Origin of the sequence: Streptomyces sp. NPDC002669, assembly GCF_042889165.1 — a bacterium.
Classification (GTDB): Bacteria; Actinomycetota; Actinomycetes; order Streptomycetales; family Streptomycetaceae; genus Streptomyces.
Genome location: NZ_JBIAQQ010000013.1, coordinates 48,852 through 62,107 on the forward strand (window position 1 = coordinate 48,852; position 13,256 = coordinate 62,107).

8 protein-coding genes are annotated in these 13,256 nt (G+C 75.1%); 1 reads left to right on the forward strand and 7 read right to left on the reverse strand.

The features are described from left to right. Both ACFYW1_RS20445 and ACFYW1_RS20450 read right to left on the reverse strand, forming a co-directional pair. Positions 1-3,297, reverse strand: a complete 3,297-nt coding sequence (locus tag ACFYW1_RS20445; protein ID WP_388994706.1) for an FtsX-like permease family protein — start codon at positions 3,295-3,297, stop codon at positions 1-3. 176 nt (positions 3,298-3,473) lie between these two features. Further along, on the reverse strand, positions 3,474-3,878 hold the full coding sequence (locus ACFYW1_RS20450; RefSeq protein WP_388994709.1) for a globin: 405 nt from the start codon (positions 3,876-3,878) through the stop codon (positions 3,474-3,476). Positions 3,879-3,992: 114 nt separating this feature from the next. On the opposite strand from ACFYW1_RS20450, the gene ACFYW1_RS20455 reads away from it, so the two are divergent. Beyond that, positions 3,993-4,973, forward strand: a complete 981-nt coding sequence (locus ACFYW1_RS20455; protein ID WP_388994712.1) for a methyltransferase domain-containing protein — start codon at positions 3,993-3,995, stop codon at positions 4,971-4,973. Positions 4,974-4,982: 9 nt separating this feature from the next. Here ACFYW1_RS20455 and ACFYW1_RS20460 read toward each other — a convergent pair whose 3' ends face one another. The 5 genes from ACFYW1_RS20460 to ACFYW1_RS20480 all read right to left on the reverse strand — a co-directional run bounded on the left by ACFYW1_RS20460 (position 4,983) and on the right by ACFYW1_RS20480 (position 13,081). Beyond that, positions 4,983-6,245 (reverse strand): FHA domain-containing protein, encoded by a 1,263-nt coding sequence (locus ACFYW1_RS20460; RefSeq protein ID WP_388994715.1) that lies wholly within the window; start codon positions 6,243-6,245, stop codon positions 4,983-4,985. A 119-nt stretch (positions 6,246-6,364) separates the two neighbouring features. Next, positions 6,365-7,723: a VWA domain-containing protein gene (locus ACFYW1_RS20465; protein WP_388994718.1), complete on the reverse strand. Its 1,359-nt coding sequence runs from the start codon at positions 7,721-7,723 to the stop codon at positions 6,365-6,367. A gap of 120 nt (positions 7,724-7,843) precedes the next feature. Further along, positions 7,844-9,133, reverse strand: a complete 1,290-nt coding sequence (locus ACFYW1_RS20470) for a PP2C family serine/threonine-protein phosphatase (RefSeq protein WP_388994721.1) — start codon at positions 9,131-9,133, stop codon at positions 7,844-7,846. Between the two features lie 2 nt (positions 9,134-9,135). After that, a complete protein-coding gene (locus tag ACFYW1_RS20475) occupies positions 9,136-11,694 on the reverse strand; it encodes a tetratricopeptide repeat protein (RefSeq protein ID WP_388994724.1) in 2,559 nt (852 codons plus the stop codon). Between the two features lie 61 nt (positions 11,695-11,755). Continuing rightward, entirely contained in the window at positions 11,756-13,081 is a 1,326-nt protein-coding gene (locus ACFYW1_RS20480) for a hypothetical protein (protein ID WP_388994727.1), read from the reverse strand. Positions 13,082-13,256: the final 175 nt, after the last annotated feature.

Sequence of the window (13,256 nt, forward strand, 5' to 3'; positions counted from 1 at the left end):
TCAGTCGTCCCCCTGGGTACGCAGCGAGGTCGCGGGATCGCCGCGGCGCATGGCGAGCACCACGACGACCACCAGCGGCAGTGCGGCGACACCCGCCAGCAGCGCCGCGGTCTGTCCGGCGGGCAGCCGCACCAGCACACCGGGCACCGGTGCGGTGGCCTGTCCGGTCAGCACGATGAGCGGCACGACGACCCGGTTGAGCACGGCCCCGAGCACGGCCCCGACCAGCAGCGCGATGGCGATCAGCACCCCCTGCTCGGCGGCGATCATCCTGGTCAGCCTGCGGCGCGGGGCGCCCAGCGCCCGCAGGACCGCGAACTCGCCGGTCCGTTCCCGCTGCGCGCCGATCGCGTTCACCGCGAAACCGACCGCGGCCAGGGCCGCGGCGACCACCGCCACGGCGGGCAGCGCGGACTGCGGCCCGGCCCCCAGCGGGTCGCCGACCAGGTCCCGCGCGATCTCGTCGCGCACCAGGACCTGGGCCGGATCGGTGTCGGGCCGGGCCCGCAGCGCGGCGGCGACCTCGTCGGCCCGGCCAGGGGCGGTGCTCAGCCACCACTCGTCGGCGGTGAACGAGGTGGCGGAGCGCCCGGCGAGGACCTGGCTCACGGCCCTGAGGTCCAGCAGCATCGCCCCGCCGTCCCGGTCCGGGACCCGGCCGGAGTCGTCCGGGCCGGAGCCGGGGCCCGTGGTCGGCAGCCGCCGCACCACGTCCGCGATCCGCACCCGGACCTTCTCCCCGGCCAGGGTGAGGTCGACGTGCTGGCCCTTCTTCGCCCCGGTGGCCTTCAGGTACCCGTCGGTGACGACGGCGTTCGGCACGGGCGCCGTCGGGCGGGGCGCGGTGGCCCGTACGGAGTAGGCGGGCGCGCCCCACGAGTCCTGGGCCGCCGCGAGGTCGTAGCCGAAGGCCAGCGGGGTGCGCGCGGAGGCCGTCGCCTCCACCGGCTCCTCGTCCGTCTCCTCCCCGGTGAAGGCGAAGCCCAGCGCGGCGTTCCAGCGGAAGCCGTCGGGGACCGGGACCGGCTGCTCGGTGCCGTCGGCCGTCACGGTCCGCAGCGCGTGGATCCCCACCCGGTACGAACGGCCCGCGCCGGTCGGCTGGTTGTCGCCCAGTTCGAACCCGGTCACGGTGAAGTCGCCAGCGGCCGCCACCGCGAAGGCCACCGGATGCGGCTTGCCGTCCGCGGGCACGGCCCCGGCCGACACCTGGTAGGGCAGGCCGTAACGGTCCTCCAGCAGCACGGACAGCAGCGGTGCCTCGTCCTTCGCCGACGGGCGGCCCTGCGTCCCGCTCACCGCGATCCGCACGTCGAACCGGACCCGCTCGCTGTCCTTCGGCAACGGCAGCCCCACCCGGACGGGCCGCGGCGCGTCGAGCGGGTCGAACAGCCGCGCCCGGGGCCGGTCGGCCAGGTCGTCGCGGATCAGCAGGCGCTCGTCGGCGTGCGCGGTGTCCAGGACGAGGACCTCGGCGGTGCGCCCGCCGGAGAGTTCCGCGGCCGCACGGAACGCGGGCGCGGCCGCCCGCACCCCCGGCAGCCCGGTGTACGCGGCCGCCCGCGCCGGATCGGCGAGGGCACCGGTCGTCACGCGCAGCGAGGCGCCCGCCCGGAAGTCCGCCTGGTCGTCCTGCGAACGGTCCCAGGAGGCGCGCTGCCCGATCGCCAGCATGCCCATCGCCGACGCGAGGACCAGCAGCAGCACGGGCCCGGCGTTGCGCATCGGACGGCGGCTGAACTGCCAGCCGGCCAGGGCCGCGATCAGCCCCCGGCCGCCCGCCGCCCGGCGCTCGGCGAGCCGGGCCACGGGCGGCAGCAGCCGCAGCGTCAGCACGGTGCCCGCGAGCAGCAGCAGCGCGGGGGCGGCGACCAGCAGCGGATCGATGCCGAGATCGCCCTGCCGGTCCCCGCTCAGCGCGCCGCCGCCGGACTGCGTGCTCCGGCCGTTCAGCTGCCAGTACGCCACCCCCGCGATCACCAGCAGCCCGATGTCGGCGCCCGCCCGCAGCGGGCCGGGCAGGGCGGCGGGCCGGCCGCCGCGGCGCTCCTGGGCACCGGCCGTGAGCACGGGTGCCACCACGGCCACCGCGCAGGTGAGCGCGGTGACACCGGCGACCAGCCAGACGGTGCCGGTGATGCCGGTGTCCAGCCGCAGCCCGATCCGGGCCAGCGCACCGCGGTCCGCGAGCAGCCGGGTCAGCGGCCCGGCGAGCAGCGGGGCGACGAGCACGGCGGGCAGCGCCAGCAGCAGCGCCTCGATCGCGGCGAGTGCCGTGATCCGGCCGCGCGAGGCGCCCCGGGCCCGCAGCAGCCGGGTCTCCCCGGCGCGCTCGCTGCTCAGCAGCCGGGCCACCAGCAGCAGCGCGTAACCGGCGAGCAGCACCAGCTGCACGGCGACGATCGTCAGCGTGGAGCGGGAGACCAGCAGGGCCCGGTCGATCTGTTCCAGCACCCGGGGCAGCGAGGTCCGCGCGGTGGCGCCGCTCTTGAACTCCGGGGCGGCCAGCAGCTTCTTCGGGGCCGCCGTCGCGGCGTCGTGCAGGGCGTCGGTCTGCCCGGTGGTGACGGCGCGGAAGTCGGCGGTGGCCAGCCATGCCAGCCGGCCGGGGCTCGTCCGCCCGGACCCGAGGACGGCGGGGTCGGCGAGCAGCGGGCCGTACGTCGTGAAGGAGACCCGGCGGACGCCGCGCCCGCCGAGTTCGTCCAGCTGCCAGTACGGATCGGTCCGGTCGACGGCCTCGTACGTGCCGGTGACCAGGACGCGCAGCGACTTCTCGGTCAGCCGGTCGGTGAGGGCGATCGACGAACCGGGCTTCAGCTTCAGCGCCTCGGCGGCGGCGCGCGGCAGGGCGACCTGGACGGGGGCGCCGGACTTCCCGGCGCCGGGGGCGGGCGGGCGGCCCGCGACGACCCGGATCCGGCTGCGGTCGAGCGCGGCGAAGTGGGTGAGGTCGGGTTCGTCGCCCCGGCCGCCGGTGGTCCGCGGCAGCGCGTACGCCCCCGACGCCTCCAGCGTCCGGACGGCCACGGGAAGGCCGGGGAAGGTGTCGCGGGCCGTGCGCCGGGCCAGGGCGTCGGCCGCCTCCCGCCGGTCGGACGGCACCTGGGCGGACATCACCAGGGAGGCGGCGGTCGCCGACCGGTGGGTGAGCGCGTGCCGGAGCGAGGCGTCACCGACGGAGCCGGAGAAGGCGGTGAGCGCGGCCAGGACCGAGGTGGTCAGCAGCACGGCGAGAACCGCCGCGGTGAGCAGCAGCCGGTGAGCCCTTACCCGGAGAAAGACGAACCCCGTCACACGCGCCCCCCTGGGCCCTCATTCCACCCACGCCCCCCGGCGTTCCGAGCATGCTTTCAAGGCGCGTGTGCTCTTGGAAACCGCTTCCATGCGTACTTGATGGGATTGTGATCGTTAATCGGCGAAGGGCGACCGAAATACGCACATGTGACGGTGCTGGAGAGCGAGGAGGACGCTCAGCCCTCGGTGTTGATCATCGAGGCGGCGGCGTAGGTCAGGTAGTCCCACAGCTGCCGGTCGTGCTCCGGCGCCAGCGCGAGTTCGTCGAGCGCCCCCCGCATGTGGCCCAGCCAGGCGTCGTGCGCCGCCCGGTCCACCCGGAAGGGGAAGTGCCGCATCCGCAGCCGGGGGTGGCCGCGCCGCTCGCTGTAGATGCGGGGCCCGCCCCAGTACTGCATCAGGAACAGCGCGAACCGGTCCTCGGCCGGCCCCAGGTCCTCCTCCGGGTACATCGGCCGCAGCAGCGGGTCCTCGGCCACTCCCCGGTAGAAGAGGTGCACCAGGCGCCGGAAGGTCGCCTCGCCGCCGACCTGCTCGTAGAAGGTCTGCTCCTGAAGAGTGTCGCGCGGAATCTCAGTCACCCGTCCATCGTCGCAGACGCACCGGCCGAGTACCGGGGGCCTAGGACCCCCTCGGAACCCCGGCCCGCCCCGGAAATCCTGGCCCCCGGGGCCCCGGCGCAGGAAGGTGGAGGTATGGACGTGCGCCCCGACCCGTTCGCCGCGGCCGCCGCCGAGGAGCGGCGGGCGATGGTGCGCGCGATCGTGGCCGGCGGGGCGCTGGCGGACCCGGCCTGGCGGACCGCGTTCGAGCAGGTGCCCAGGCACCTGTTCGTGCCGTACTACTTCGTCGACGGCGGACGGGAACGCCTGTGGTGCGAGGACCCCGACCCGGTCCGGCGGGCCCGCTGGCTGCGCGGGGCGTACGAGGACGGGCCGCTGGCCACCCGCATCCGGGACGGCGAACTGATCTCGTCGAGCAGCCAGCCGTCACTGATGGCCCGGATGCTGGAGGAACTGGACGTGCGCGAGGGACAGCGGGTCCTGGAGGTCGGCGCGGGCAGCGGCTACAACGCGGCCCTGCTCGCCCACCGGCTCGGCGACGACGCCGTGACCACCGTCGACCTCGACCCGGAGATCACCGAGTCGGCCCGCCGGCACCTGGCCGCGGCCGGACACCACCCGGCGGTGGTCACCGGGGACGGCGCCCGGGGCTGCCCCGGGCACGGCCCGTACGACCGGATCATCGCCACCTGCACCCTGCCGTGCGTGCCCTGGGCATGGCCGGAGCAGTGCGTGCCGGGCGCCCGGATCCTGGCGCCGTTCGCCACCGGGCTGATCGCGCTGCGGGTGCGGGAGACGGCGCACGGCAGGTGCGCCGAGGGCCGGTTCCTGCACACGGCCGCCTACTTCGTGCCGCTGCGGGGCGCGTCGGCGGTACCGGCCAGGTACCCGCGCATCGGGAGGGTGCCCGGGCACATCGGCGGGAACGACCTCTTCCGGTTCCTGCTGGCGCTGACCGGGGACACCCTCGACCCGCGCGAGGCCCTCTCCCTCTGGGAGCGCGAGCGGCGCCCCGGGCGGGAGAGGTTCGGCATCACGGTCGCGCACGGGCGGCAGTGGGCCTGGCTGGACGACCCCGAGGGGCCGTACGCCTGGCCACTGCCCACCGAGTGACGGTACGGATCAGTCCCGGCGGATCGTGATCGTCGTCCATGCCCCGATGTGCACCCGGTCGCCGTCCTTGAGCGGGACCGGGACGTAGGGCTGGATCGGGTCCTCGGCGCCGTTGAGCGTGGTGCCGTTGGTGGAGTTCTGGTCGACCACGGCCCAGCCGCCGTCGGGCTGCTGCACCAGCACCGCGTGCTGGTGCGAGACGCCCGGGTCCTCCGGCGGCACGGACAGGTCGATGTCGGGGGACTCGCCGGTGCTGTGCCGGCGGCGGCCGACGGTGACCTGCTTGCCGGACAGCGGAAGCTGCTGCTCCGGGGAGTACGCGGGCAGGTTCAGCCCGGTCGCCTCGGGGCCGCTGCGCTGCATCATCGCCAGGAAGTACTCGCGGTCCGGGGCGATGACCGCGGTCCAGCTCGCGGGCGGCCGGTTCTGGTCGGTGCCCGGGAACGGCGACTGCTCCTGCTGCGGCGCGGGCGCCTGCTGCGGGCCCTGGGGCCGGGACGGCGGCGACAGCATCCAGTCGTCGTCGCTCTGCTCCGGCGGCTGCGGCGCGGGCGGCTGCGGGGCCGGCGGACCGGACCGGTCGAAACCGGGCGGCGCCGACTGCTGCTGGAACGACGGCGGGGACTGCTGCTGGAACGGCGGGGGCGGCGGGCCCTGCTGGAAGGAGGGCGGAGGCGGCGGACCCTGCTGCTGGAACGGCTGCGGGGGCAGGGGCGACTGCGGACCGGGACCGGGCGGCGGCGACTGCGGACCGGGACCCGGGGGCGGCGCCTGCGGGCCCGGACCGGGCGGACCCGGCTGCGGACCCGGAGCACCGGGACGGCCGCCCTGCTCGGACAGCGGCTCGGCCGGACGGTTCATCTGCGAGGGCCGCGAACCCGGGAACGGGTCGTGCTGCTGCGGGGGCCCGGGCGGCTGCTGCGCCTGGAAACCGGGCGGCAGGTTGAGGCCGGGCGGCGGGCCGGTGACGCCCTGCGGGGCCAGCGGCGTGTACGACGTCGCGGTGTTCGTGAGGAAGTTCCAGCGGCACTCCTCGCAGAACGGCGCCATCGCCTCCCGGGGCGTGCGGCACTGCGGGCACAGCTCCGCCTGCTGGGTGGCGTCGGAACCGGCCGCCGGGGGAGGGAAGCCGTAACCGGGGGCGGGCGGCGGAGGCGGCGGCGGGGGCACCGCGCCCGCGGGCGCACCCGTGGGCGCGCCGGTCATGCGATGGCCGCAGACCTCGCACCAGTCGTCGGAACCCGACTGGTGTCCGTTCGGGCAGGTCGGCATGTCGGCGCTTCCCCCTCTCCTTGGCCGGCCCCGGGGCCGGCGTATTCCTTGCTCTTCGCCGCCCGGTGGATCGCTCCGGCCGGGCGGCTCGGTCGTGTGGCTGTGCGGTCGTGCCGCGTCTACTTCTTGACGCGGACGGTCTTGGTCGAGCGCGTTTCGAGGGTCATCTCGTCGGCATCCGCGACCTTTGCCTTCAGTCGCACAGTACCGGTCGCGGCGTCCACGACGTCCACCACCTTCGAAAGCAGTTTCGCAGTGTCCTCGTTCCCGGAGACCGATGCCAGCTGCACCGCACGGCCCAGTTTCGCGGTCGCGCCGTCGTAGTCGCCCGCCTTGCGGGCGTCGAGTCCCTGCTGGATGACCTGGGCCAGTTCAGCCTGGCCCGTGTAGTGCGCCACCTGCGGATTGATCGAGGTGGACATCGCCATGTCCTCGGTCCACACTGCCCGGACCAGCCCCTGGACGGGCTTCTGCGGCGCCCCGCCCGGCGGCTCGGGAAGGACCAGCGAGACCCGGGCGGCCAGCATCTCCTGTCCGATCGCGGCCTGGGGCACCCGTACGCACACGTGGTAGTCGCGGGACTCGTCGCCCCAGGAACCCGTGGGGTAGTCCCCGGCGCGGGGGCCCGCCTCGGTGCGCCGGCCGGTCAGGTCGACCACCGAGGGCGCGACCTGCTTCACGAACTGGATCTCGACCCCGACGGGCGTCCACAGGCGCAGCGCGACGTCCGCGACCTCCTTGCCCATCGCGTTCTCCATCATCCGCGTGAAGTCCGCGGCCAGCCCCGCCGGGTCGGCGACGATGTCGGCCGTGCCGAGCAGCGCGGAGGCGACGGATGTGACCTCTTTCACCTCCCAGTCGGTGCCGACCCCGCGGGCGTCACAGGTGAAGCGGCCCGCACAGGCGTCGAGCGCGGCCCGCAGGTCCTGCGGCGACTCGTGCTCGTTGCGGCCGTCGGTGAGCAGGATGCCGTGCCGGATGGCCACGTCGGCCGCGCCGAGCAGCCGGTCGGCCAGCTTCAGCCAGGTGCCGATCGCCGTGCCGCCGCCGGCGCTGAGCGCGCGCAGCGCCCCCTTCGCCTGCGCCCTGGTCTGCGCGTCGGCGACAGCGAGCCTGCCGTTGCCCGGGTAGACCTCCTTGGCGACGTGCGTCCCGGCGATCACCGCGAACGAGGTGCCGTCGCGCAGGGTGTCGATGGCCGCGGCCGTCGCGTCGCGGGCGTTGCGCATCTTCGTCGGCGGGTAGTCCATCGAACCCGAGCAGTCGACCATGATCACCACGGCGGCACCCGACGGCTGCCCCGGAACGCGCGGGGGCGGCACGGTGCCACCGGACAGCGGGACCCCGCCGGTGGTGCCGCCCCCGGTCGAGGTCACCGTGACGATCGCGTTGACCTCGCGACCGCCTTCCGGCAGATACACGTTCTGGTACACCTCGACGGAGAACTGCGGCACGTTCGACTTGGAGAAGTTGGCCATCTGTTCGGCTCCTCGGTACTCCAGGCATCGGATGAGGACGACTGGGAGAGGGAAAACGGGCGAAGACGTCGGTGGGGGAGTGGGCAGGCGTAATCGGAATCAAGCGTTACGGAACAGGGCTCATGTGGTGTCGCAGGCCGATCCTGCCCCTTGCGGTTGCACGGCGAACGGCAGCAGAGCCACTGTTACGTTGTCGTGGCCCCCGCCGTCGAGGGCGTGGCCGACCAGCACCTGGGCGCCGTGCAGCGGGCGTCGGCTCGCGTCGGCCGGCACCGCCGCGGACATCTCGTCGGCCGACTCCGCGTAGTTCCACAGACCGTCCGTGCACACCACCACGAGGCCGGACCGGTCGGGCTTGAACGCCGCAGTGTGCGGCTCCAGTTCGTACGCGTCGGCGCCGAGCCACCCCGTGATGGCGTGGGCGCGCTCGTCCGCGTACGCCTGGGCCTCGTTCATCAGCCCGGCCGCCACCATCTGCGCGGCCCAGGAGTCGTCCTCGGTCAGCCGGGCCGCCCGGTGGGAGCGGTCGTCCGGCACCCAGTAGGCGCGGCTGTCGCCGACCCAGCCGACGACCAGCAGCTCGCCCACCATGATCGCGCCGACCAGGGTGCACGCCGGGGAGTTCTGGTGGCGGTGCTGATCCTGCTCCCGAACCGGCTGCTGGGCCAGGGAGTTGACCGCCTCGGCGGCCGCGAGGATCGCCTCGTGCATCGCCTGCTGCGGGTGGACGCCGCGCGGCAGCGACTCCAGGAGCGCCTCGTTGGCGGCGCTCGCCGCGGCGGCCGACGCCTCGTCGGGGCGGCTGGCCGACGAGACCCCGTCGCAGACGATCGCGACGACGGCGGGCGAGCCGTCGGGCAGGGCGGTGGTCGAGACCGCGAACGAGTCCTCGTTGCGGTGGTGACGAAGACCCCGGTCGCTGACGGCGGCCACCGAACCGAGCTCCTGCTCCATGTGGTCGCGCTCGCGGGGCTGGGCATGGCCGCAGTTCTCACAGTAGCCGTCGGTGTCGACCCGGCCGACCCGGCAGGCCACGCACAGCCGGCCACCGGCCGCCGGCCCGGGAGCCGGGTCCGCGACGACGGTACGGGGATCGGGCGCACCGGCGGCCGGGGCGGCCGGTGCGGGGGCGGCCAGCTCGAAGTCGCCCGAACCGGCCGGGGACCCGGCGGGCCGGGCCTCCTCGGCGTCCGCGCCGTTCTCCGCCGCACCGCCGTCCGCCGCGCCGCTCTCCGCCACCGGTACGGCCAGGGCGACCGTCGGGTGGTCCGCCGGGGCGGCGGGCACGGCCGACAGGTCGTATCCGCACGCACCGCAGAACAGGTCCCCCGGCTCCACCGGCTCGGCGCAGCCGGGGCACGGCGACAGGGCCGTCTCCTGGGACTTCTGGGGCTGGGGCTTCTGCGACATTTTCACACCCACGTCCGGGGGCGGAAACGGTTGGCCCGTTCCACCAGTTCGATCCTCTCGTCGCCGGGCTCAGCGAGCCGGGCGAGCATCCGGTACGAGCGCTCCAGCCCGAAACGCAGGCCGCGCTCGTCCAGTTCACTGCCGAGCAGTTTCCCCGGCCCGGCTCCCGGGGCGGCGGCGGGGCCGCCGGAGAGCACCCAGTCCAGCGCCGTGCCCAGGACCTCGACCGACAACTGCTCCCGGCGCACCGCGTCCAGGCCGAGCCCGGTCAGCCCCGACACCTGGTCCGCCGCGGCCGTCAGGTCGGCGAGCAGCGGTTCGTCCGGGGACCGGCCGCGCAACCGGGCGCGCACCGCGGCGACCCGGGCGGCCGTGCAGTGGATCGACGCCTCCGGCACGGACTCCAGCGCCTCGACGCCCCCGGCCCGGTTCCCGGTGGCGAGCCGCACCCGCGCCAGGCCGAACGCGGCACTCACGAAGCCCGGGTCGGTCGTCCACACCAGCCGGTAGTACTCGGCGGCGTTGTCCGGCTGGTCCAGGACCTCCGCACAGATCCCCAGCGCCAGCTTGGGCGCCGGCTCGCCGGGGAACGCGTCGTACACCGCGTCGAAGGAGAGCGCCGCGTTCTCGTGGTCACCGGTCACCAGCGAGGTGACGCCGCGGTACCACACGACCCGCCAGTCGTCCGGGTGCTGCCGCTCCAACTCCGTCAGCATCCGCCCGGCCGAGTCGAGTTCGTCCAGCTCCAGACGGGCGCGCAGCTCGCGCAGCCGGGTCTCCAGCGAGGCCGAGGGCACGGACTGCAGCGCGTTGATCAGTTCGGCGGGGGCGGTGGTCATCAGACCGGCGAGGAAACCCGCGTTGGGGTCGCTCGTGTCGACCCGGGGCACGGGCAGCGCCAGCGAGGCGGACCGCACGTCGAGCGGGGCCGTCGGGGAACCGGCCGGGGCGTGCGCCGGCCCCGCGCCGGCAGCCGCGGCCACCGGGAGGCGGGGGGAGGGAATCGCGGCCGGTGCGCCGCCGGCCGACGACCCGGCGGGCGGCAGCGCCGCCGCACCCCGGCCGGAACGTGCCGGGGCGGCGGGCCGGGCGCCGAGCCGCGACACGTCCTCCACCTGCTCGGGGAACAACTGGGTGTCCGTGACCCGTACTTCCGTGCCGAACAGCGTCGACAGCGCCGGGCGCGGGCGCCCCGTCTGCAACGCCACCACCTCGCGCAGCACGCCCGTCAGCTGCTCCGCCATCTCCGCCGCCGAGGCGAACCGCCGCGCCGGGTCCGGGTCGGTGGCCCGCACCAGCAGCCGGTAGAACGACTCGTAGGTGCGGAACACCTCGATGTTCTCCGGGTCCGGCAACGAGTCCACGAAGACGTTGGTGTAGCCCTGGAAGTCGAAGCTGAGCACCGCGAGCGTCCGGGCGACCGTGTACAGGTCGGAGGCGACCGACGGGCCGACCTCCGCGACCTCCGGCGCCTGGTACCCCACCGTGCCGTAGATGGCCGACTCCTCGTCGTCCATCCTGCACACCGCGCCCATGTCGATCAGCTTCAGCTGGTCCCCGGCCTGGATCGCGTTGTCGATCTTGAAGTCGCAGTACAGCAGATTGCGGCTGTGCAGGTGGCCGAGCGCCTCCAGCGCCTCGATGCCGTACGCGCACGCCTGCTCGACCGGCAGCGGGTCGCGCTTCCCGTCGGGGGTGCGGCGTTCGTTCGCGATGTCCTTGAGCGACTTGCCGCCGACGTACTCCATCACGATGTAGCCGTCGAGCGAGCCGGTGCGCTGGTCGAGGTGCTCGACGAAGTTGTAGATCCGGACGATGTTGGAGTGCTCGATCTCGGCGAGGAAGCGGCGCTCGGAGATCGCGACCTCCATGGCGTCCTGGTCACCGGTGTCGAGCAGGCCCTTGAGGACCACCCAGCGGTCGGAGACCGCGCGGTCGACCGCGAGGTAGACCCAGCCGAGCCCGCCGTGCGCCAGACAGCCCGCCACCTCGTACTGGCCGTGCACGATGTCGCCCTCACCGAGCTTGGGCACGAAGGAGTACGGGTGGCCGCACTTGGTGCAGAACCCCTCCGTACGGCCCACCCGGTCGCCGCGGGACCGGCCCACCGGCGCCCCGCAGTCGGAGCGCGAGCAGAACCGCTTCCGCTCCGGCACCTCCGGGTTCTCCATCACCGCGGCGCGCGGGTCGGGGCGCGGCACGTCCGGCACCTCGACCAGGCCCACGCCCAGCCGGCCCCGGGAGGACGCGCCCGACGACGAGGCGGAGGCGCGCACCGAGACCGACGGCGACGTGGTGGAGCCGGACACCCCGTGCGAGAGCCGCCCCGACACCGAACGCCGCGAGGACGACGAACGGGAGGAGCGCGAGGAGGCCCGGGACGAGGACCGCGAACCTGCGCGGCCGCTCCCGCCGCCGGCCGTGATCCCGGTGGCCGGCGAACTCACCATCCCGTCGGGCGAGACGACCGGGGCCAGACCGCAGGTGTCGCAGTACAGCTCACCGCCGCCCATGTCCTCGTAACTGCCCTCGCACGCGGGGCGCTGGCATTGCGCACTCATCGTCGATCCCCCTGCTCGCCCCGCCGCCGTGACGGCTCCTGCGTCCTGTTCGCACCCGTGTTCATCGCCGGTCCTCCGATCCCGGTGTCCCGCGCTGGGACAGCAGCTCGGCCGCCGCCTCCTGGTAGCGCAGCACCGCCTGCCCGGCCACCCGCAGATCGCACGGCGCGCTCCACAGCATCCGGCGCGCCGCGTCGTACCGCTCGATCAGCAGCGGGTCCTCGGCCAGGCCGTGCCGGGCCACCTTCGCCTTGTACGCGTCGAGTCTGCCGCGCAGCTCCGCCCGCACGGCCAGCGGGGCGGTGACCGCGGTCAGCGACTCCCGGGCCCGCAGCAACTCCTCCTCGGCCTCGCGCTCCAGCGTCTCCAGGAGCGGCGAGAGCCGGTGCCACTGGGCGTGCCTGCGGTACTCCGACGCGGCGACCAGCCGCTCCTGGAGCGCGGTCGGCGGCCCGCTGACCGCGGGCACCTCGGTGGCGGCGATCTTCGCCAGTACCTCGCCGCGCGCCGCCCGGGCCTCGGCCAGGGTGCGGTCCGCGCGGGAGAGGACGTCGCGCAGCTGGACCAGCCGCTGCTCGGCGTCCTGCCGGACCGCGAGCACCGCCTCGATCTCGCGGCGCACGTCGTCCAGGGCACGGGCCGCCCGGTCGTAGCGCGCCGTGTCGGGACGGCCGCCGCCGGGCGCCGAACTGCCCGGACCCGACAGCCAGAACGCGAGCGGGTCGGAGACCACCTGCACCCGGAGCGTGGCCAGCTCCTGGGTGATCGCCTCCAGCTCGTCGCCCGCCGGATGTTCACCGGGCCGCACCCCCACGGAGTGCGCCAGCGAACGGGTGCGGTGCAGCTCGGCGGCGAGCAGGTCTATGCGGGCGGGCAGCGCGGACCACACGGAGTCGGAGGCGACGACCATGTCCAGCGAGCGGGCGTACAGCTCGTTCATCCGGGCGACCAGCTCCTCCAGCGTGAACCGCTCGGAGAGCCGGGCCGGGCCGGCGACCGACGGATCGGGGCGGGCCGCCGCGTGCGCGACGGTGACGCTCTGGCCGCGCAGCAGCTCGGTGAGGGCCACCAGGTCGTCCCGGTTGGGATGGCGACGGCGGGCCCGCACCGCGCGGGCCCGGGCGAGCGCTCCGGTGTACGCGTCGAAGTACCCCCACAGCAGGGTGATCGCCTGCTCGGTGGAGGCCCAGCGCTCCCGGGTGACACCGCTCAGGTCGGCGCCCTCCAGGAGCCGACGGCCCGCATGGTCCTGCAGGGCGAGGAGCGAGGTCTCGATCGCCTCGTGCTCCGCACCGAGCCGGGCCAGCGCACGGTCCGCCTCGTCCCGGTCCAGGACCGGGCCGGGGGGCCTGGCCGCATAGTCGGGGAAGGGGCCCGCGACGCCCATCGATCACCTCTCCGCTCCTCCGGCCGGGACGGGCCCGGCAGGTTCAGTGCCACCGTCCCGGGGGGGGGGGGGGGGGGGGGGGGGGGGGGGGCGGCGCGCCGCCCGCGCCGGGGCGCGCGGGGGGGGGCGGGGGGCGCGGGGGGGGCGGCCGCGGGGGGGGGGGGGGGCGGCGGGC